The sequence below is a fragment of the Burkholderia sp. AU19243 genome (assembly GCF_018148075.1).
GTDB lineage: Bacteria > Pseudomonadota > Gammaproteobacteria > Burkholderiales > Burkholderiaceae > Burkholderia > Burkholderia latens_A.
This window is the reverse complement of sequence record NZ_JAGSTV010000002.1, coordinates 179,825-200,943: the sequence shown is the minus strand read 5'-3', so window position 1 is coordinate 200,943 and position 21,119 is coordinate 179,825. Positions and strand designations below refer to the sequence as shown.

At 67.3% G+C, this 21,119-nt stretch carries 19 protein-coding genes; 11 read left to right on the top strand and 8 right to left on the bottom strand.

What is annotated here, in order from left to right:
- Positions 1-17: 17 nt before the first annotated feature.
- Genes KDW55_RS04350 through KDW55_RS04340 form a run of 3 tightly spaced genes read right to left on the bottom strand, consistent with a single transcriptional unit; the run spans position 18 to position 3,797 of the window.
- A complete protein-coding gene (locus tag KDW55_RS04350) occupies positions 18-818 on the bottom strand; it encodes an enoyl-CoA hydratase-related protein (protein WP_040140002.1) in 801 nt (266 codons plus the stop codon).
- A 41-nt stretch (positions 819-859) separates the two neighbouring features.
- Complete coding sequence (gene paaK, locus KDW55_RS04345; RefSeq protein ID WP_212197875.1) at positions 860-2,182, bottom strand: phenylacetate--CoA ligase PaaK; 1,323 nt, start codon at positions 2,180-2,182, stop codon at positions 860-862.
- Positions 2,183-2,240: 58 nt separating this feature from the next.
- Positions 2,241-3,797, bottom strand: coding sequence for a 3-hydroxyacyl-CoA dehydrogenase (locus KDW55_RS04340; protein WP_209822681.1), 1,557 nt, complete (start codon positions 3,795-3,797; stop codon positions 2,241-2,243).
- Positions 3,798-3,961: 164 nt separating this feature from the next.
- Between KDW55_RS04340 and KDW55_RS04335 the strand changes: the two genes are divergently transcribed.
- Positions 3,962-4,300 (top strand): hypothetical protein, encoded by a 339-nt coding sequence (locus tag KDW55_RS04335; RefSeq protein ID WP_209822682.1) that lies wholly within the window; start codon positions 3,962-3,964, stop codon positions 4,298-4,300.
- 39 nt (positions 4,301-4,339) lie between these two features.
- On the top strand, positions 4,340-5,428 hold the full coding sequence (locus tag KDW55_RS04330) for an ionic transporter y4hA (protein WP_040140007.1): 1,089 nt from the start codon (positions 4,340-4,342) through the stop codon (positions 5,426-5,428).
- Between the two features lie 135 nt (positions 5,429-5,563).
- Here KDW55_RS04330 and KDW55_RS04325 read toward each other — a convergent pair whose 3' ends face one another.
- Positions 5,564-6,472 (bottom strand): LysR substrate-binding domain-containing protein, encoded by a 909-nt coding sequence (locus tag KDW55_RS04325; RefSeq protein ID WP_040140008.1) that lies wholly within the window; start codon positions 6,470-6,472, stop codon positions 5,564-5,566.
- Between the two features lie 113 nt (positions 6,473-6,585).
- Between KDW55_RS04325 and KDW55_RS04320 the strand changes: the two genes are divergently transcribed.
- On the top strand, positions 6,586-7,524 hold the full coding sequence (locus KDW55_RS04320; RefSeq protein ID WP_212160113.1) for a 2-hydroxyacid dehydrogenase: 939 nt from the start codon (positions 6,586-6,588) through the stop codon (positions 7,522-7,524).
- A 70-nt stretch (positions 7,525-7,594) separates the two neighbouring features.
- Positions 7,595-8,980, top strand: coding sequence for an MFS transporter (locus tag KDW55_RS04315; protein ID WP_209825482.1), 1,386 nt, complete (start codon positions 7,595-7,597; stop codon positions 8,978-8,980).
- Positions 8,981-9,020: 40 nt separating this feature from the next.
- Here KDW55_RS04315 and KDW55_RS04310 read toward each other — a convergent pair whose 3' ends face one another.
- The gene (locus KDW55_RS04310) at positions 9,021-9,989 is read right to left on the bottom strand and encodes a LysR family transcriptional regulator (RefSeq protein ID WP_040140014.1); all 969 of its coding nucleotides are present in this window, start codon (positions 9,987-9,989) and stop codon (positions 9,021-9,023) included.
- A gap of 358 nt (positions 9,990-10,347) precedes the next feature.
- Between KDW55_RS04310 and KDW55_RS04305 the strand changes: the two genes are divergently transcribed.
- From KDW55_RS04305 to KDW55_RS04290, 4 genes are all read left to right on the top strand, one after another.
- Positions 10,348-11,523 (top strand): HPP family protein, encoded by a 1,176-nt coding sequence (locus tag KDW55_RS04305; RefSeq protein WP_059547145.1) that lies wholly within the window; start codon positions 10,348-10,350, stop codon positions 11,521-11,523.
- 117 nt (positions 11,524-11,640) lie between these two features.
- Positions 11,641-12,054, top strand: coding sequence for a helix-turn-helix domain-containing protein (locus KDW55_RS04300; protein ID WP_040140017.1), 414 nt, complete (start codon positions 11,641-11,643; stop codon positions 12,052-12,054).
- Positions 12,055-12,085: 31 nt separating this feature from the next.
- Entirely contained in the window at positions 12,086-13,873 is a 1,788-nt protein-coding gene (locus KDW55_RS04295; protein WP_212160114.1) for a chloride channel protein, read from the top strand.
- 494 nt (positions 13,874-14,367) lie between these two features.
- A complete protein-coding gene (locus KDW55_RS04290; RefSeq protein ID WP_197416280.1) occupies positions 14,368-14,700 on the top strand; it encodes a hypothetical protein in 333 nt (110 codons plus the stop codon).
- Between the two features lie 81 nt (positions 14,701-14,781).
- On the opposite strand, the gene KDW55_RS04285 is transcribed toward KDW55_RS04290, so the two are convergent.
- Both KDW55_RS04285 and KDW55_RS04280 read right to left on the bottom strand, forming a co-directional pair.
- Positions 14,782-15,102: a pyrimidine/purine nucleoside phosphorylase gene (locus KDW55_RS04285; RefSeq protein WP_040140021.1), complete on the bottom strand. Its 321-nt coding sequence runs from the start codon at positions 15,100-15,102 to the stop codon at positions 14,782-14,784.
- Between the two features lie 198 nt (positions 15,103-15,300).
- Positions 15,301-16,203, bottom strand: coding sequence for a LysR substrate-binding domain-containing protein (locus KDW55_RS04280; protein ID WP_040140023.1), 903 nt, complete (start codon positions 16,201-16,203; stop codon positions 15,301-15,303).
- A 191-nt stretch (positions 16,204-16,394) separates the two neighbouring features.
- Here KDW55_RS04280 and KDW55_RS04275 point away from each other — a divergent pair, with 191 nt between their 5' ends.
- The 3 genes from KDW55_RS04275 (at position 16,395) to KDW55_RS04265 (ending at position 19,726) form a co-directional block, all read left to right on the top strand.
- Positions 16,395-17,579, top strand: coding sequence for a M20 aminoacylase family protein (locus KDW55_RS04275; protein ID WP_040140025.1), 1,185 nt, complete (start codon positions 16,395-16,397; stop codon positions 17,577-17,579).
- 43 nt (positions 17,580-17,622) lie between these two features.
- A complete protein-coding gene (locus tag KDW55_RS04270) occupies positions 17,623-18,948 on the top strand; it encodes an MFS transporter (RefSeq protein WP_212160117.1) in 1,326 nt (441 codons plus the stop codon).
- A 235-nt stretch (positions 18,949-19,183) separates the two neighbouring features.
- Positions 19,184-19,726, top strand: coding sequence for a cysteine hydrolase family protein (locus KDW55_RS04265; protein WP_040140029.1), 543 nt, complete (start codon positions 19,184-19,186; stop codon positions 19,724-19,726).
- A 248-nt stretch (positions 19,727-19,974) separates the two neighbouring features.
- On the opposite strand, the gene KDW55_RS04260 is transcribed toward KDW55_RS04265, so the two are convergent.
- Positions 19,975-21,078: a porin gene (locus KDW55_RS04260; RefSeq protein WP_040140031.1), complete on the bottom strand. Its 1,104-nt coding sequence runs from the start codon at positions 21,076-21,078 to the stop codon at positions 19,975-19,977.
- Positions 21,079-21,119 lie beyond the last annotated feature (41 nt).

The following is a 21,119-nucleotide window of genomic DNA, read 5'->3' as shown; positions in this document are numbered from 1 at the left end:
CGGGCCGCGCCACCGCCTTATTCGGCGGCCGGCTCCCATGCCGGCGGCCGCTTCGCGAAGAACGCCGCGAAGCCCTCCTTCGCTTCGGGCGTCGCGCGCACGCGCGAGATCGTCTGTGCGGTGAACGCCGCGCGTTCGTCCGACGGCGGATACTCGCCGATCGCGTCGAAGAAGCGCTTGATCTCCATCAGCGCATTCGGGCCGTTGCGGCTCAGCTCGGCGAGCGTCTTGTCGAGTGCGGCATCGAGCGCATCGAGCGGCACGGCCTGGTGGATCAGCCCGATCGCGACGGCTTCGGCGGCCGCGAGCTGCGTCGCGGTCAGCGCGAGCCGGCGCGCCTGGCGCTGGCCCACCGCTTCGACCAGATACGGGCCGATCACCGCCGGCAGAATCCCGAACCGCGCTTCGCTGACCGCAAAACGCGCATGATCGCTCGCGATCACGATGTCGCATGCCGCGCACAGGCCGACGCCGCCGCCGAACGCGTGGCCCTGCACGCGCGCGACCGTCGGCTTCGGGCACTGCCGGATCGCGCGCATCATCGCGGCGAACCGCTCGGCGTCGCGCAGGTTCGCGGCCGCGTCGTTCGCGCTCGCGCGCTGCATCCACTGCAGGTCCGCGCCCGCGCAGAACGCGCGGCCGTCCGAGCGCAACACGATCGCGCGCACGTCATCGCGCCGTCCAAGCGTCGTGAATGCGTCGGTCAGCTCGGCGATCATCGTCTCGTCGAACGCGTTGAGCACGTCGCCGCGCTGCAGCGCGACGGTCGCGATGCCGCGCGCGTCGACGGCGACGGCCAGGGTCTTCAATTCATCCATCGAAAAGGTTTCCTCGAAAAGTAGAACGGCAACGGCGCCGCTCAGGCCGCCTGCCGGCGATCGATCACGCGCCGGGCCTTGCCGGTCGCGCTCGCCGGAATGCCGCCCGCGGGCAGCACGGTCACGCCGGCCGACACGCCGACCATCGTCTTGATCCGGTGTTGCAGCTCGCGCGCGATCGCCGCGCGATCGCCGTCGGTGATCCCCGCCGCGGCTTCGGAGCGCAGCTCGACCGCGAGGTCGAGCCGGTCCATGTGGCCGTCGCGGGAGAGCGTGATCTGGAACAGGCCCGACAGCTTCGTCTGCGCGACGACGATTTCCTCGATCTGGCTCGGGAATACGTTGACGCCGCGCACGATCAGCATGTCGTCCGAGCGGCCGGTGATCTTCGCGAGCCGGCGCATCGCGCGCGCGGTCGGCGGCAGCAGCGCGGTGAGGTCGCGCGTGCGGTAGCGGATCACCGGCATCGCCTCCTTCGTCAGCGACGTGAACACGAGTTCGCCCTCGCTGCCGTCCGGCAGCACTTCGCCGGTCACCGGATCGATGATCTCCGGATAGAAATGGTCTTCCCAGATCACCGGGCCGTCCTTCGTCTCGACGCATTCGCACGCGACGCCCGGGCCCATCACCTCCGACAGCCCGTAGATGTCGAGCGCGTCGATTCCAACGCGCGTCTCGACTTCCTCGCGCAATGCCTGCGTCCACGGCTCCGCGCCGAAAATGCCGATCTTCAGCGACGACTCCGCCGGGTCCATCCCCTGCCGCACCATCTCGTCGATCAGGTTCAGCATGTACGACGGCGTGACGAGGATGATCTTCGGTTCGAAATCGCGAATCAGCTGCACCTGCTTTTCCGTCTGCCCGCCCGACATCGGCACCACCATGCAGCCGAGCCGCTCCGCGCCGTAATGAATCCCGAGCCCGCCGGTGAAGAGTCCGTAGCCGAACGCGTTGTGCAGCGTGTCGCCCGGGCGGCCGCCGGCCGCGCGGATCGAGCGCGCGGTCACGTTCGCCCACGTGTCGATGTCGCGTGCCGTGTAGCCGACCACCGTCGGCTTGCCGGTCGTGCCGCTCGACGCGTGCACGCGCACGACCTGCTCGCGCGGTACGGCGAAGAGGCCGAACGGGTAGTTGTCGCGCAAGTCGTTCTTGGTCGAGAACGGGAATTTCGCGAGATCGGCGAGCGACTTCAGGTCGTCCGGATGCACGCCCGCCGAGTCGAACGTGCGGCGATAGTGCGGCACGTTGTCGTACGCGTGGCGCAGCGACCACTTGAGGCGCTCGAGCTGCAGCGCCTGCAGTTCGTCGCGGCTGGCGGTCTCGATCGGGTCGAGGGCGGCAGCAGGATGCGTCGGGTGAGTCATCGGGGTGCTCCTCCAGTGGAGTGATGTCGTTGTCGTATTCGAAGTAATGCGGCGGCGGCTACGAACGAAACGTGCGGCCGGCCGCGTGCAGCGCGGCGATGCGCGGCGACACGCGATAGCGGTCCTCGCCGTAGCTCGCCGCGAGGTTCGACAGCACGCGATGCACGTAGCCGATGCCGATCGCATCCGCCCACGCGAGCGGGCCGCACGGGTAATTCACGCCCTTCTCCATCGCGAGATCGAGATCGGCGGCCGAGCACACGCCCTGGTTCACGGTGTCGGCTGCCTCGTTCGCGAGCATCGCGACGGTGCGCATCGCGATCATGCCCGGCACGTCGGCGATGCCGACGACGCGCAAACCCGCTTGCTGGAACAGGCCAACCGCGTCCGCATACGCGGCGTCGCTGCACTGGAGTGCGCGCGTCAGCGCGACCAGCCCGGCCTGCGCGTAATCGCGCGCGAGGTCGACGAGTACGAGGTCGGCCACGCCGGTTTGTGCGGCACGTACCGTCGCGGTGCGGCCGTCGGTCAGCGCGATCGACGCGCGTCCGGCCACGGCGATCAGTCCGTCCGCATGCGCGCCGTTCTGCCGCGCGTTCGCGATGCGTTCGACGAAGCGCGCATGCAGCGCGGCGGCCGGGCCGTCGTGCGCGAACAGTGCGACGTCGGCCGGCGCGCCGCACGGCGCCTCGAGTTCCGGCGCGGGCGGTGCCGCACCGTCCGCATACGAATAGAAGCCGCGCCCGGACTTGCGCCCGAGGAAGCCCGCGTTCACGAGTTCCTGCTGGATCAGCGACGGCGTGTAGCGCGGGTCGTTGAAGTACGCACGGAACACCGATTCGGTCACCGCGAAATTCACGTCGTGACCGATCAGATCCATCAGCTCGAACGGCCCCATCCGGAAGCCGCCGGCGTCGCGCATCACCGCGTCGATCGACGCGGGCGTGCCGGCCTGCTCGTTCAGCACGCGCAGCGCCTCCGCGTAATATGGCCGCGCGACGCGGTTCACGATGAACCCCGGCGTCGATTTCGCCATCACCGGGCGCTTGCCCCACGCGGCGGCCGTGTCGTACAGCGTCTGCGCGACTTCCGGGGCGGTCGCAAGCCCGCTGACCACCTCGACGAGCGCCATCAGCGGCGCCGGATTGAAGAAATGCAGGCCGGCGACGCGTTGCGGCGCGCGCAGCCCGGCCGCGATCGACGTGATCGAGATCGACGACGTGTTGGTCGCCAGCACGCAGCTATCGTCGACATGGCGTTCGAGCGTCGCGAAGATTTCGCGCTTCACGTCGAGCCGCTCGGCAGCCGCTTCGACGATCAACGCAGCGCCTGCGAAATCGGCCAGCGCGCGCACCGCGCGAATCCGGCTGCCCGCGGCGTCCGCCTGAACCGGGTCCATCCGGCCTTTCTCCGCGAGCCGCGCGAACTGCGCACGGATACCCGCCAGCGCCTTGTCGCACGCGGCTTCGTTCAGGTCGTGAAGCAGCACCGTATGGCCGGCCGCCGCCGCGACCTGCGCGATACCGGCGCCCATCGCGCCTGCGCCGATCACGCCGACGACCGCCGACGGCGCCAATGCGCCCGAGTTCACCGAATGTGCAGAAGAAACAGCCATCGCTTGCGATCCGTCATGAAAGTGGAGGTGCGAGCGATTATAAACCGACCGGTCGGTAGATTTATGTCAGGGCGAGCCCGAATTTGTCGTGCAAGAGACCGTTACGAGAACTGCAAAGAACAAAAATCGAAAGATTGGGGCACTTTTTGTAAACCGAAAGGTCCATGAAAGGGTTCGAATATGAGATAGTGACCCCGGATCGCCTGATAAAATTCGACAAATTGCCGGATTTCAAGGGGAACCGCGTGCCGCGCCGCTGCCGCGCACCGTCCGCAACGCTGTCGGGGCCGTCTGGAATCGCCCGGGCTGGCCATCGCCATGCGGCAACGTGCTTTTTTCCGCACCCCGTCACATCGAACCGTTTCATCGCGCGGCAGGCATCGGTCCGCCCGCGCCCGCCGTCGCCTCGCGGCGGCGCCCCCGGGCAGCACGGTTTCCCGCCGCCGCCCGTCAGTATCATCGTCCTCGTTCGGAATATCCGGCCGGGCTTCGTCAACCCGTGACGGCGCGCTGCGCGCCGCCACTCGCATAGGAAACCGTCCATGCCGATCTCGTCCAACCAGCTCCCGCGCTGGACCCTCTGGGCCCCGCTTGCCGCGTGGCTGGTACTCGCGCTGTCGCGCGTCGTGCCGGCCGAAGGCGTCGTCATCGCGCTGTTCGCCGCCGCCCTCGCCGGCGCCGTGTTCGCCGCCGTCCACCATGCCGAAGTCGTCGCGCACCGCGTCGGCGAACCATTCGGCACGCTCGTGCTCGCAGTCGCCGTGACCGTCATCGAGGTCGCGCTGATCGTGTCGGTCATGCTCGGCGCGGGCCCCGAAAAATCGGGCCTCGCGCGCGACACCGTATTCGCGGCCGTGATGATCATCTGCAACGGGATCGTCGGCCTGTGCCTGCTCGTCGGTGCGTGGAAGCACGGCGAGCAGGACTTCCAGGGGCGCGGCGCAAGCAAGGCGCTCGCGGTGCTCGCGTCGCTGTCGGTGCTGTCGCTCGTGATGCCGAACTACCTGAGCGCAGCACCCGGCCCGTTCTTTTCGAAATCGCAGCTCGCGTTCGCCGGCGTCGCCTCGCTCGTGCTGTACGGCGCATTCGTGTTCGTGCAGACGGTGCGCCATCGCGATTACTTCCTCGCCGAGCACGACAGCGCGAACGAAACGGTCCACGCGGCGGCGCCGAGCAACCGCACCGCGGCCATCAGCATGATCCTGCTGTTCGCGAGCCTCGTATCGGTCGTGCTGCTCGCGAAGCTGCTGTCACCGGCCGTCGAGCACGCGGTGATGAAGCTCGGCGCGCCCGAGGCCGCCGTCGGCATCGTGATCGCCGCGCTGGTGCTGCTGCCCGAAGGGCTTGCCGCCGTCACCGCGGCGCGCGCGAATCGCCTGCAGACCAGCATGAACCTCGCGCTCGGCTCGGCGCTCGCGAGCATCGGGCTCACGATCCCGACCGTCGCGGCGGTGTTCATCTGGATCGGCCAGCCGCTCACGCTCGGCATCGGCCCGATGGAAACCGTACTCCTCGCGCTGACGCTGCTCGTCAGCACGCTGACGCTCAGCCAGGGGCGCACGACGGTGCTGCATGGCGTCGTGCATCTCGCGCTGTTCGCGGCTTATCTGTTCCTGTCTGTCACGCATTGATGCGCACGGGCGCGGGCATGGCGGCTCCGCTGCGCGACGCCCCGCGCCGGTGAAAGCGCGCACGCGCCACAATCGTTCGGAACGGCATGCGCACAGGCGCGCCCACCGGCGACTACGGCCGGTGCGCGCCGCGCCTTAAACAACCGCGCCGTCCGCCCCTTCCGTCAAAAACCGTTCGACCATCGCGTTGAACACCGGCAACGCCGGGTTGTCGTTGTCCGCGCGCCATGCGAGGTACAACTCGGCGGCCACGTCGACACCGGCGAGCGGCCGAAACACGACGCCGTCCACATGCAGCTCGCGGGCCGACGCGGGCACCAGCGCCGCACCGAGCCCCGCGCGCACGAGGCCGAGAATCGTGTGCGTCTGCCCGACGTAATGCAGGTAGTTCGGCAGCCGCCCGGCGCTCGCGAACATGCCCGAGATCATGTCGTGGAAGTACTTCCCCTCGTTCGGCGAATACGCGATGAACGGCTGCCGGTCGAGCTCGTCCGGTCCGATCCGTTCGTACGCGGCAAGCGGTGCGCCCTGTGCGACCGCGACGAGCATCGGCTCGCGCTGCACGAGCCGGTACTCGAGCGGATGCCGCGCGGCGCGCTGGCGCACGAAGCCCGCGTCGAGCATGCGCGACGCAAGCGCATCGATCTGCACGGTCGACACCATTTCGCGCAGCTCGACATCGACGTCAGGCAGCGCATGCGCCGCATGCGCAAGCAGCACCGGAATCATCCGGTATGCACTGACGGCCGTGAAGCCGAGCGTGATGCGCCCCGCCCCGCCGTGCGCGACACGTTGCGCGGCCTGCTCCGCTCGTGCGGAAAACTCGAGAATGTGCCGTGCATCGCGCAGGAAGCGCTCGCCAGCCGCGGTCAGCCGCACTTGCCGGCTGCTGCGCTCGAGCAGTGCAATGCCGAGCGCATGTTCGAGCAACTGGATCTGCCTGCTCAGCGGCGGTTGCGTCATGAAGAGCCGCTTCGCCGCGCGACCGAAATGCAATTCCTCGGCCACCGCGACGAAGCAGCGCAGCTGGTTCAATTCAATCATTCAATTTTTGGATCAATCAATAGTCTTTTGATGTTAGACGCATATCGATCCGATTCCTATACTCGGTTTCACCTGATGCGCGGCCCGCGCCGCACGCAACGACCGAGACCTTCATGCCCATCGACATCCTCCTCACCCAGCCGCTTCCGGACACCATCGACGCCGAACTGACCGACCGCTACGCGGTGCATCGCCTGTATGCGGCCGACCACCCCGATGCGCTGCTCGAGCGCGTGGCGCCACGCATCCGCGGCGTCGTCACCGGCGGCGCGACCGGGCTGCCGACCGCGTTGATGGACCGGTTGAGTGCGCTCGAAATCATCGCGATCAGCGGCATCGGCACCGACGCCGTCGATCTCGAGCGCGCGCGTGCGCGCGGCATCCACGTGACGACGACGCCCGACGTGCTGACCGACGACGTCGCCGACATGGCGATGGGCCTGATCCTGATGACGCTGCGCGACCTCGGCGCCGGCGAACGTATCGTCCGCGCCGGACGCTGGGGGAAGACCGCGCAGCCGCTCGCGACGCAGGTGACGGGCAAGCGGCTCGGGATCGTCGGGCTCGGCCGTGTCGGTCTCGCGATCGCGCAGCGCGCGCAGGCGTTCCGGATGCCCGTCAGCTATTTCGGCCCCCGCGAGCACCGCGACAGCGGCTATCGCTACGTCAGCGACCTCGTCGCGCTCGCACGCGACAGCGACGTGCTCGTGCTCGCGGCATCGGCCGACCACGGCAACGTTCTCGTGACCGCCGACGTGCTCGCGGCGCTCGGCAGCAAAGGATTCCTGATCAACGTCGCGCGCGGCAAACTCGTCGACGAAACCGCACTCGTTCGCGCGCTCGCGGACGGCACGATCGCCGGCGCCGGACTCGACGTGTTCGTCGACGAGCCGCACGTGCCGCGCGAACTGTTCGAGCTCGACCGCGTGGTGGTGCAGCCGCACCGCGCGAGCGCCACGCACGAGACACGCGACGCCATGGGACGGATCGTGCTCGCGAACCTCGCCGCATGCTTCGCCGGCCAACGCCCGCCGACCACGGTCACCGGCTGAGCGCCGCGGCCGCCGCCTCTTTACGACATCAAACGACAAGCCTCCGCACGACGGAGGCCAGGAGACAAACATGCCCCATCGATCCAGCGGCAGCGCCGCCGTCGCCACCGCGCCCGCCGCGTCCGGTTCCTCCACCGCGTCTCGCACGCTCGGCCGCGTCCGTTTTTCGGTACTGGCGCTGATCTTCGCCGTCACCGTCGTCAACTATGCAGATCGCGCGACGATGTCGATTGCCGGCACCGGCGTCGCGCATGATCTGGGGCTCACGCCCGTACAGCTCGGCATCGTCTTTTCCGCGTTCGCGTGGGCCTATGCGATCGGCCAGATCCCGGGCGGCTGGCTGCTCGACCGCTTCGGCGCGCGCCGCGTGTACGGGCTGAGCCTGCTGCTGTGGTCGGTGTTCACGATGCTGCAAGGCACGGTCGGCTGGTTCGCCGCGTCCGGTGCGACCGCGACGCTCACGCTGTTCGCGATGCGCTTCATGCTTGGCCTCGTCGAATCGCCGGCGTTCCCGGCCAATTCGCGAATCGTCGCGTGCTGGTTCCCGACTGCCGAGCGCGGCACCGCGTCGGCGCTGTTCAATTCGGCGCAGTACATGGCCGTCGTGCTGTTCACGCCGGCGATGGCGTGGCTCACGCATGCGCTCGGCTGGGAACACGTGTTCCTGTGGATGGGGATGCTCGGCATCGCGCTGTCGGTGTTCTGGTTCGCGTGGTATCGCGAGCCGCATGGCCATCCGCGCGTGACCGACGCCGAACGCGACCATCTGCGCGCGCACGGTGCGCTCGTCGATCTCGAGGCGAACCGGATCGGGCAGCGCTCGCGCGTGTCGTGGCACGACGCGTCACACCTGTTCCGCCACCGCAACCTGTGGGCGATCTATATCGGCCAGTACTGCATCACCGCGCTCACCTACTTCTTCATCACGTGGTTCCCGATCTACCTGATCAAGGGGCGCGGGATGACGATCATGGAAGCCGGCTGGGTCGCCGCGCTGCCGGCGCTCTGCGGCTTCACGGGCGGCGTGCTCGGCGGCGTGCTGTCGGACTGGCTAATCCGGCGCGGCGTGCATCCGTCGCGCGCACGCAAGACGCCTTTCATTGTCGGGATGGCGATGGCGACGCTGCTCGTGCTCGCCAACGGCGCGTCGTCGAACGCGGTCGTGATCGCGCTGATGACCATTGCGTTCTTCGGCAAGGGGCTCGCGGCGGTCGGCTGGGCCGTACTCGCCGACACCGCGCCGGAAGGGATGGTCGGCCTGAGCGGCGGCGTGTTCAACGGGCTCGGCAATATCGCGGGGATCGTCACGCCGCTCGCAATCGGCTACTTCGTCGCGCACACCGGTTCGTTCGCCGGTGCGCTGTGGTTCGTGGCCGCGCACGGGCTGATCGGCATCGCCGCCTACGCGTGGCTGGCCGGCCGCTTCGAGCGGATTCGCGTCACGCGGCGCGCGTAACGCGCGGGGTGCTCGCCGGACGCGCGAGCGTCGGCCCTCATCACGCGCGCTGGCGACTCGCCGGCGGCTGCTCGACCGCGAGCCGGTCGAGTTCGCGCAGGTCGTTCTCCAGCGCGGGCGTGAGCGTCGTACGCAAATGGTCGAGAAACGTGCGGATCTTCGCGTCGAGATAGCGTCGCGTCGCATAGACCGCATACACGCTGACAGTCTGCAGCCGGTACTCGGGCAGCACGCGGATCAGCCGCCCTTCGCGGATGTCGTCGAGCACCGTGTACAGCGCGACGCACGCGATCCCGCGCCCGGCGCGCACCGCCACGCACAGCGCATCCGGCACGTTGACCTGGAACGGCGCCGGCTGCAGCTCGTAGACCGTTTCCTCGCCGTCGCCGCGCTCGAGCCGCCATTCGCTTGCCGGCGACGCCGGCGTGTCGAGGCGCAGGCACACGTGGTTCGGCAGGTCGTCCGGCGTCTTGGGCGTGCCGTGGCGCGCCAGGTACTCGCGCGACGCGACCAGCACGCTGCAGCTCGTGCCGCAGGTCTGCGCGACGTATCCGGAATCGGGCAGCTGCGACGCGGTCACGATCGACACGTCATAACCTTCTTCGACGAGGTTCGGCATGCGCTGCGCGAGCGTCAGTTCGACCGACACGTCCGGATTGTCTTCCTGATAGCGCACGATCGACGATACGACATGACTCTGCCCGAGCCCCGTCATCGCGTGGATGCGCATCTTGCCGCTAGGCCGCAGCAGCGCGTTGCGCGCTTCGGCGTTCGCGTAGTCGATCTCGGCAAGAATCGATTTCGCGCGCTCGAAGTAGCGTTCGCCGCTTTCGGTGAGACCGAGGTGGCGCGTCGTGCGATGCAGCAGCCGCGTCTGTACGTGCGCTTCGAGATTCGATACCGCGCGCGACACCTGCGCGGTGGTCGCGTCGATTTCTTTCGCGACCGCGGTAAAACTGCCGGCTTCGACAACGCGCACGAACAGGCGCATGTTTTCGAGCATGTCCATTGGATTGGCTTCGGGAGTATGGGGAAACGTCGGCGGCGCTCGCTTCAGACGGGAACCGGGGCGGGCGCGCGAGCCACACGCGGGCGATAACCTTGCCGGGGAACAGGCGGGAGAGCGGGCATCGCGTGCGTGGTCGTGGCATATCGGGGGAATTGGGTGGCCGAATTGTACGCCGCCGCAGACAAATATGCGCGCTGCAGGGCTCCCAGGCTTTCATCCGACGAAAGGTTCTTGCAAGACAAGTGCATCGCGCGCGTGCAAAACGTTGATGCAGCGCGACAATTTGTATCACAACACGATATAATTCCGGCTTTCTTGCGCGGCCTCGTCCGCGTTGCCATTTTTTGCGCTTACCTTCATGTCGTCAGGCTCCTCCCCGTCGCGCCGCACCTTCCGGCAATGGCTGCACAGCTTCGTTCCCCATCCGATGACGCTAGGCTGGCGCGAGCGCATGCGCTCGTGCATGGGGGCCCTCGTCGGCATCGCGACGGTCGGCGTGACGATGCGGCTGATGCCCGGCGTACCGGGTCTCGTGCCGCTGCTCGTCGCGCCGATGGGCGCATCGGCCGTGCTGCTGTTCGCGGTGCCGGCGAGTCCGCTCGCGCAGCCGTGGTCGATCATCGGCGGCAACCTGGTGGCGGCGACCGTTGGCGTCGCATGTGCGCAATGGATCGCCGATCCGATCACGGCCGCCGCGGTCGCCGTCGCACTTGCGATCGGCGGCATGTTCGCGCTGCGCTGCGTTCACCCGCCGTCGGGTGCCGTCGCGCTGACGGCGGTGCTCGGCGGGCCGGCGATCCATGCGCTCGGCTTCGGTTTCGTGGTCGAGCCGATTGCGCTGCAATCGGCGATCCTGCTCTCGGCCGCGCTCGCATACCATGCACTGACCGGCCACCGCTATCCGCACGGCGGCGTGCGCCCGGACGCAAAGCCGCAAGGCGGCAGCGCAGCGCCCGCGCGCGGCGGCTTCACGCGCGCCGATCTCGACGCGGTGCTGAAGCGTCGCGGCGAATGGCTCGACGTCGATCCGGATGACCTCGAGATGCTGCTGCGCGAAACCGAAATGCAGGCGTATACGCGCACGTTCGGCCAGCTCACGTGCGCGGACCTGATGACGAAGAATGCGATCGAGGTCGCGCCGTCGACGCCGGTGACGGGCGCATTGACGCTGCTCGACCGCCATCGCGTGAAGGCGCTGCCCGTCGTCGACGGCGACGATCGCCTGATCGGCATCGTCACCCGCGCGGACCTCACGCGCCAGCTGCGCCGGCCGACTCCGCTGTGGCAGCGGCTGTCCGCGCGGCTGCCGCAGTCGCTCGGTGGCCAGCCCGCCAGCGTCGCCACCGTGATGACGCGCGACGTCGCATGCGTGCAGCAAACGATGCCGATCACCGCGCTCGTGCCGCTGTTTACGCATTCGGGCCATCACCACATTCCGGTCGTCGATGCGTCGCACCGTCTGGTCGGCATCATCACGCAGACGGATCTCGTCACGGGCCTGTATCGGCAAACGCAGATGCTCCAGGCCGCATAACGCGGGCGCATGCCGTGTAACGGATAGCGAAATGCAGATTTTTCTCGTAAAATCGCTCTTTTATATCATGTTGTGATATATTTTTCGCTACCGAAACCGACTATCCGACCGACCGCAATGACCGATACCCGCCGCGCGCTCAACAAAAGCGATTTCCAGCAACTGTCCGAGTTCCGCTACCAGATGCGCCGCTTCGAGCGCTTCTCCGAACGCGCTGCGCAAAGCGAAGGCGTGACGCCGCTGCAATACCTGCTGCTGCTGCACATCAAGGGCTACCCGCACCGCGAGTGGGCCACGATCGGCGAACTGGCGGAACGCCTGCAGGCACAGCACCACGGTGTGGTCGCGCTGGTGACGCGCTGCGAGGCGCTCGGGCTCGTGAAGCGCAAGACGAGCGAAGCGGATCGCCGCCAGGTCGAAGTGCATCTCGAAGAGGCCGGCGAAACGCTGCTCGCGCGCCTTGCGGCCATGCATCGCGCGGAACTGAAATCGTTGAAAGGCACGTTCCAGGTTCCGCAGATCGATTACTGACCCTCGCTTTTTCAACCTTTCCCTCACACCGATGAACGCTCCACATAAACGCGATTTCTCGACCAACGAACGCCTGCCCAGGATCGCGTTGCTGGCTGCCGTCATTGGGCTGCTCGGCACGCTGGCGGCGTTCGTGCTGTTGAGCCTGATTCACCTGTTCACGAACCTGTTCTTCTTCCAGCAGTTCTCGTTCGTCGACCGCTCGCCCGCCGACAACACGCTAGGCGCGTGGGTCATCGTCGTGCCGGTGATCGGTGGCTTGATCGTCGGGCTGATGGCGCGCTTCGGCTCGGAGAAGATCCGCGGCCACGGCATTCCGGAAGCGATCGAGGCGATCCTGTTCGGCAAGAGCCGGATGTCGCCGAAGGTCGCGGTGCTCAAGCCGCTGTCGTCCGGTGTCGTGATCGGCAGCGGCGGCCCGTTCGGCGCCGAAGGCCCGATCATCATGACCGGCGGCGCGCTCGGCTCGCTGATCGCGCAGTGCGTGCACGTGACCGCCGCCGAGCGCAAGACGCTGCTCGTCGCAGGCGCGGCCGCCGGCATGACCGCCGTGTTCGGCACGCCGGTCGCCGCGGTGCTGCTCGCGGTCGAACTGCTGTTGTTCGAATGGCGCCCGCGCAGTTTCCTGCCGGTCGCACTCGCATGCGCGGTGGCCGGGTTCGCGCGTGCGGTGTTCTTCGGCGTCGAGCCGCTGTTCCCGCTCACCACCGCGTCGCCGACACCGGTCGCGCTGCTGTCGTGCATCGTCGCGGGCCTGCTGTCCGGTGGGCTCGCATGCGGCCTGTCGGCAGCGCTGTATCGCATCGAGGACGGCTTCGCGAAGCTGCCGGTGCACTGGATGTGGTGGCCGGCGCTCGGCGCGATCGTGATCGGCGTCGGCGGCTGGGTCGAACCGCGTGCGCTCGGTGTCGGCTATGACGTGATCGGCGACTTGCTGCATCAGCATATCGCGCTGAAAATCGCGCTCGCGCTGCTGATCGTGAAGGCCGTGATGTGGGTGATCGCGCTCGGCTCCGGCACGTCGGGCGGCGTGCTCGCCCCGCTGCTAATGCTCGGCGCGGGCCTCGGCACCGTGCTGTCGCCGGTACTGCCCGGCGGCGACCCGGCACTGTGGCCGCTCGTCTGCATGGCCGCCACGCTCGGCGCGACGCTCGGTGCGCCGCTGACCGCGATCGTGTTCGCGTTCGGCCTCACGCATGACGCGAACGCGCTGCTGCCGCTGCTTGCCGCGACGCTCGTCGCGCACGGGTTCGCGACGATCGCGATGAAGCGCTCGATCATGACCGAAAAGATCGCGCGTCGTGGTTATCACATCTACCGCGAATACGGCGTCGATCCGCTAGAGCGGCATGACGTTGCCGAAGTGATGACGGCGGCCGACGCGCTCGTCGCGATCGACGGCGCCATGACGCTCGATGCGGTCGAGTCGCAATACTTCGGCGCAAAGCAGACGCACCGTGCGTATCCGGTCGTGCACGACGGCCGCCTGCTCGGTCTCGTCGATCGTGCGACGCTCGACGCGCATCGCGCTCAGGCCGGCTCCGGCGCGACGTTCGCGAGCGCATTCGCCGATCGCGCGCCGGCCGTCGCACAGGCTCACGAAACCTGCCGCGTGGTCGCATCGCGGCTCGCGATGCTCGGCCTCGAGCGCCTGCCCGTCGTCGACGATCCGCAATCGCTGCGCCTCATCGGCATCGTGTCGCGCAGCGACCTGATCAAGCCCGCGCTCCAGCACTTCGACGACGAACAGAAGCGCGAGCGCTTCCGCCCGATCGTGCCGGTGAATTTTCGCGCCGCCGCCGACCGCAAGGCCGGCTGACCGTTACCGCGTGCGCGGCGCGCAGCGCACGCACCATCTCGCGTCGCACCCGTCACGTCGCGAAGCGGTGCGCGCGCTGCGCGCCGTTGCGCATTCCGCCGCATCCGGCGTTTAAACTTGGTTGACAGTCGACCGGACGAAAGTTTGTCATCATGGTTCTCATGCGACGGGGCCACCATTCAGCCATTCCAGCGCGACAACCAACAACGAGCGTCGCGGCGCGACATGCAGACACATGCAGTACGCCGCGGCCGGCAATCCACCACACCCACGGACAAGTGCGTCGGCCACTCGGCGAACGACCTCGTGCGGTCGCGCCACTCGATCATGCTGCCATGCAGCAGAACGGCATGCATCCGCATCGGCGTTTGGCAAGCGCGTTAACAACTTGTTTCGGAATTGCCGGAACCGCATTTGGCGGATGCGATCTCACAGACACGCAGCTTTCTGCTGCGCATCCCACTCAATCAATCACGACTCGAGGGAGATAAAACGTGAACGTGAAATACTTACCGCTCATCGCATTGACCGTGGCAATTTCTGCGCATGCTGCCGATCCGGCCGTGCAGAACGTGGGACAAAGCCAGAAATCCGCTCAGGACGTCTCGGCCTGCATCGCGAAGACCTGGGCCGACAAGTCGCAGCAACAGGTGATTTCGCAAAACGTGCTCGCCAACGGCCTCGCGACCGACGTGTACGCACCGGGCCAGCAACCGCCCAATGGCGCGGCCGCGATGGTTCGCCCGTCGTGGAAGCCGGACGCGAAGACGTGGGTCGGCGTGCGCGGGGACGCGGCTGCAGCCGGCGACATCAACGCCTGCCTGTAAGCCTGCGCCGGACGGCATTGCGCCGTCCGCATGCGACGAGCCCCGCTTCGGCGGGGCTTTTTACTGGTCGACGCGCCGCGCTTACAGATAGCTGCAGACGTAGTCGAGCGTCTCGATCACTTCGATGTCGAACCGGCTCTTGCCCGGCACCGAGAACGATTCGCCGGCGCCGTAAGTCTGCCATTCGCTGCTGCCGTCGAGCTTCACGCGACACTTGCCGGCTTGCACTTCCATCAATTCGGGTGCGTCCGTGCCGAAGTTGAGCGCGCACGGCAGGATCACGCCGAGCGTCTTGCGCGTGCCGTCCGGGAAGAGCACGGTATGCGACACGCACTTGCCGTCGAAATAGACGTTCGCGCGCTTGACGACCGATACGTTGTCGAATTGGGTTGCACTGGTCATGTGATGCCTCTGATTGCTGGATGCGGGATGCCGGATGGCGTGTTGTCGGCGGCCGGCCAGGGCGGCAGGCCGGCCGTTATGATACCGGCTCGCGGCGAGCGCGCCGCAATTGCTTGCCGCGCGCAATCCCCGCGGAAGGCGCTCGCCAGATAATCAGGATTGCGATTCGATCCACCAGCGGGGCACACCTGCTCCGGCTCATCCCAGCCCTTTGCGGCGCGCGGAATCGCGCAGGCAGTCGAGCAGCATCGCAGCGGCCGGCGTGAGCGGACTGTCGCGGCGCGTAATCACCTGCACCGATACGGCCGGCAGCCGCTCGCGGATCGGCAGCACGGCGAGCTTGTCGCGCGCCCACTCGCCTTGCAGCAGTTGCTCGGGCATCGATGCGATCAGGTCGGCGCCCGTCATCAGACTATGCGCGAGCCCGAAGCTCGGACATTCGACGACCCGTTGCGGCACCGGCAACCCATACGCAACGAACGAATTGAACAGCACCTGCGTCGAGCTTTCCGGCGACGGATTCATCAGCCAGTCGGCTTCGACGAGATCGGCCAGCGACGTGGCCGATGCGAGCGGATGCCCTTTGCGCGCGACGATCAGCGACCGGCTCGCATAGAGTTCTGCATGATCGAACTCGGCCGCGAGCAGCTCGGGCACGACGACGGCCACCGCGAAATCGAGCGAGCCGTCGTGCAGCCGCGGCAGCGCGACGCCGGGGAACCCTTCGATCAGATTGACGCGCGCGACCGGAAAGCGCCGCCGGAACGCGCGGAATGCGTCGGGCAGGATCGTCACCGCAGCGGCCGGTGTGATGGCCGCGGCGACCGAGCCCGTCATCGCGCCCTGCGCCTGTTCGATGTCGTCACGCGCGCGCTGCATTTCCGCGACGATCAACCGCGCCCGCACCTGCAGTTGCTGGCCGAACGCCGTAAGCTGCACGCCGCGCGCGGTGCGCACCACGAGCGACACGCCGAGCGCGATCTCCAGTTCCTTGACGGCTTTCGTCAGCGCCGCCGGCGACACGTTCAGGCGACGCGCGGCCGCGCGGATGCTCCCTTCTTCCGCGACGGTGACGAACGCTTTCAGCTGATGGTATTTCATGACCGCATGCCTGGAATCGTGGAAACGCGACGCCCGGCCAGACGCGGCGGCTCAGGGTATTCCCGAGCGGCAACCGGTGGTGAGCACCAAAGCAATTTAGCAGCTTCTGGTACCCGACAGAAATTTATATGCTTGGCCGTCATATCCGCGTCAAACGTCCATCCAGCCACACCCGCCCCACTGGAGACACCATGCTGCAAGCCGTGAACCCCGTGATCCCCGGCATCGCCGCGATCGCCCCCGACCTGATCGAAGTGCGCCGCCGCATCCACGCGCATCCCGAACTCGCGTTCGAGGAAACGCTGACGAGCAATCTCGTCGCCGAGCTGCTCGCCGGCTGGGGCTACGAAGTGCATCGCGGCATCGGCAAGACCGGCGTCGTCGGCGTGCTGCGCGAAGGCCAGAGCGCACGCACCGTCGGGCTGCGCGCCGACATGGACGCGCTGCCGCTCGCCGAAACCACCGGCCTGCCTTACGCGAGCCGCCACGCGAACAAGATGCACGCGTGCGGCCACGACGGTCACACGGCAATGCTGCTGTGCGCGGCGCGCCATCTCGCGGCGACGCGCCAGTTCTCGGGCACGCTGAACCTGATCTTCCAGCCGGCCGAGGAAAATTTCGGCGGTGCGAAGTCGATGATGGACGACGGCCTGTTCGACCGCTTTCCGTGCGACGCGATTTTCGCGATCCACAACATGCCGGGCCGCGCCGCCGGCGACATGGCGTTCCGCAGCGGCGCCGCAATGGCGTCGGCCGACCGCGTGACGATCACGCTGCGCGGCGTCGGTGGTCACGGCGCGATGCCGCACTTCGCGCGCGATCCGATGTCGGCCGCGGGCAGCATCATGGTCGCACTGCAGACGATCGTCGCGCGCGAGGTCGACGCGCAGCATGCGGCCGTGATTACGGTCGGCAGCGTGCAGGCCGGCGAAACCTTCAACATCATTCCCGAATCCGTCGTGATGAAGCTGTCGGTGCGCGCGCTGAATGCCGACGTGCGCACGCTGCTCGCACGCCGCATCGAAGCGCTTGCGAAAGGCCAGGCGGAAAGCTTCGGCGTCACGGCCGAAGTGGATTACGACTACGGCTACCCGGTCCTCGTGAACCATCCCGAGCCGACCGCGTTCGCCGCCGACATCGCGCGCCAGATGCTCGGCGCCGAGCGCGTCGAGACCGACGCCGCGCCGCTGATGGGCAGCGAGGACTTTGCGTTCATGCTCGAAGCGCGCCCCGGCTGCTATGCGTTCATCGGCAACGGGATCGGCAGCAAGGGCGGCTGCATGGTGCACAACCCTGGCTACGACTTCAACGACGACATTCTCGCGATCGGCGCGAGCTACTGGGTCCGCGTCGCCGAAGCCTGGCTCGCGGCCTGACGGCCCTTCATCACGCAGTTCCGCGCCTCAGCAGGGGAACCTCATGGAAACGTCCGCCCTTCCGTTGTCCGGCTCGCCGGCCGATGCCCGCGCCGCCGCGAAGAAACGCCGCCTGATCGCGGCGGCCGCCGTCGGCAACGCGCTCGAGTTCTACGACTTCACGGTCTACAGCTTCTTCGCGATCCTGATCGGCAAGCTGTTCTTTCCGGTGCATTCGTCGTTCGGTCAGTTGATGCTGGCGGTCGCGAGCTTCGGCGTCGGCTTCGTCACGCGCCCGCTCGGCGGCCTCGTGATCGGCATGTACGCGGATCGTGCGGGCCGCAAGAAAGCGATGATTCTCACGCTGCTGCTGATGGCGCTCGGCACCGCGACGATCGCGGTCGCGCCGACCTTCGCGCAGATCGGCATCGCCGCGCCGCTGCTGCTCGTGCTTGCACGCCTGGTGCAAGGGTTCGCATCGGGCGGCGAAGTGGGCGCGTCGACGACGCTGCTGCTCGAACAGGCGCCGCAGCATCGCCGCGGTTTCTACGCGTCGTTCCAGTTCTCGAGCCAGGGGCTCGCGGCGCTCGCGGGGGCGCTTACCGGCGTCGCGCTGACGTCGACGCTCAATGCCGCGCAGCTCGAAAGCTGGGGCTGGCGCGTGCCGTTCGTCATCGGCACGCTGTTCGTGCCGCTCGGTTACTGGTTGCGCCGCACCGTCGAGGAAGTGCCGGCCGTCGCGCCCGCTGCCGCTCGCGCATCCGGCGAGAAAATCGCTTCGCTGCCGCTCGCCGACGTGCTGCGGCATCACGGCAAGGCCGTGTTCGCCGGCCTCGGCGTGACGATCGGCGGCACGTCGATCCACTACATCATCGTGTTCTACATGGCGATCTACGGCGTGCAGGTGCTGCATCTGCCGACCTGGCTGTCAATGACGGCCGGCTGCGTCGCCGGTGCGATTTTGATGCTCGTGACGCCGATCGGCGGGCATCTGTCCGATGTGTTCGGCCGCAACCGGATCGTATGGTGGACGCGCATCGTGCTAATGGTCGCGATCTATCCGTCGTTCATCGCGCTGAACCGGTGGCCGGGTGCTGCATCGCTGCTCTCGATCATCGCCGCGCTGTCGATCGTGCATGCAATCAACATCGGGGCGACGGGCGCGATGCTCGGAGAGCTGTTTCCGCGTGCTGTGCGGGCGACGGGCGGTGCGCTGGTGTATAGCGTGGGCGTCGCGATCTTCGGCGGCTTCGCGCAGTTCTTCGTCACCTGGCTGATCGCGGCGACAGGCAATCCGAATGCGCCTGCGTGGTATGCGATCGGCTGTGGCGCGCTGACGCTGCTCGCGATTCGGTGCATGGACGAGAAGGCCGGGAAGGCGCTCGATTGACTGGCGCGCGATGCGCTGTGCGGCAGTCGTTGACGCGCCAAACGCGCATCGGGCATGATCGTCCCATGCACAACGCAACGACGCCTCTTCCGACGACCACGCGCACGACCGCCTTCGGCGGGCCGGTGTCGCGATCGCGCGCAAGGTCGTAGCGTCCCGATTCCCACGGGCCCCGCCGGTTCCGGACGGGGTCTCGTCGTTTCTCCGTCCGTGCCAGTCCTTCAGGAGAAACGCAATGTCCGAAGCCCCTTCCCCGAAACGTGCGCTGCTCGTCATCGACATGCAGGTCGGTCTGTTCGACGGCCCCGATCGTCCACATGACGGCGAACGCGTGCTGGCCAGGATCAACCGGCTGATTCGCCGCGCGCATGACGCCGGTGCTCCGGTGTTTGCCGTGCGTCACACCGGCCCGGCCGGCTCGCCGATCGCGCCCGATGCGCCGCTGGCCGCGTTGCTGCCGGACCTCGCGATCGATACGGCACGCGATATCGTGTTCAACAAGACTCGGCCGAGCTGCTTCGCCGGCACGCGGCTTGCGGAATGGCTGCACGCGGCCGGGATCGGCGAAATCGCGATTACGGGAATGAAGACGCAGTACTGCATCGACACGACCTGCCGTGCGGCGGCCGATCTCGGCTTTCGCGCAGTGCTCGTCGCCGATGCGCACACCTGCATGGATACGCCCGACCTTCCGGCCGGGAGGATCATCGCGCATCACAATGCGACGCTTGGCGGACCCTTTGCGACGTTGACGACGACCGACGCGTGCGGGTTCTGATGCACGACGCTGGCCGGACCACGATGCATGAGGGCGCACGTTGCGATCGCTTCGTCAGCAAAGAGCGGCCGCGTGTATTGCTTCGATGCTTGACGATGCGCCGCGGACTGAAACGATCGTCATCGAAGGCATTGTGTCTGCCGACAGGAATTCGCCGAGCCGCGTGGATACCGCGACGATCCGCAAACCCCGCAAGCGGGAAAGGCACGGGCCGCCCTCACCGTGCGTTGCCTGCACCAAGCCCGCACTCAGAACGTATGCATCATCCCGACATACGCACCCGTCTGCGACTCGCCCGTCATCGGACTCGTGCCCGACGTCGCATCCCGCGGCGACGCGAGCAGCGAGAAGTTCGAATTCCCGCCGTTGCGCACGTACGCGACGGTCCCATACAGGAACGTGCGCTTCGACAGGTTGTACGTCGTCCCCAGCACGTACATGATCGCGTGCCCCGACGGATCGTGCGACGCATCGCCGCCGCCGTCGCCGACCTTCACGTAATACCCGCCGCCCGTCACGGCCCACTGCGGTGTAGCCGTATAAGTCGCACCGAGCCAGTAATGATCCGCGCGATCGGCCACGCCGGCTGGACTGTCCGGCGCCTGGTAGTGCGTATACGCGCCCTGGATCTTGAACTTCGACACCTTCACGTTCGCGCCGACGAAATACTCTCGCGAAGCCGTGAAAATGTTGCTGAACTTGCCGTTGTTGTCGCGCAGCTCGTCGTAGATGCCGCGCACGTCGAGCACCGGCGAATGGTACGAGATCATGATCCCGTCCGAGCGGCCGAAGTCGTCGGCCGCGCCGTAGTTGAAACCGCGCGACTGATTGCCGAACGCATATTGCGCCTGCACGTCGAAGCCGCCGATCACCGGGCTGTGATATTCGATGTTGTTGCTGCTCTGCTGCCAGTTGCGGCCGCGCACGAGCGACGCGGACGAAAACGCCTGTTGCACGAACGGGTCGAATTCCCACACGCCGTCACTATCGATGAACAGGTTGCGGCCGGCCTGCAGCTGCCCCCACGTATCGCTCTTCAACCCGACATACGCGCGGCGCGACCACATGCGTCCGCCGCCCGTCGTGCCGTTCATCACCTGGAACGCGGTCTCCAGGTTGAAGACCGTCGACATCCCGCCGCCGAGATCCTCGAAACCCTTCAGCCCGAACATGCTCGTGCCCCAGTCGCCGCCTTCCGCGCTCCAGCGCGTCGAACTGCCGTTCGGGGTCGCGATGTGGTTCAGGTATTCGATGCCGCCGTCGATCCGGCCGTACAGCGTGACGCTCGTCTGTGCAAACGCAGCCGCCGGCGTGGCGGCCGCAATCAGCCATGCGAAGTATTTGAGTCGCAAAATGATGCCCCCTCGGAGTCTCGACCGTCCGACCCGCGCGC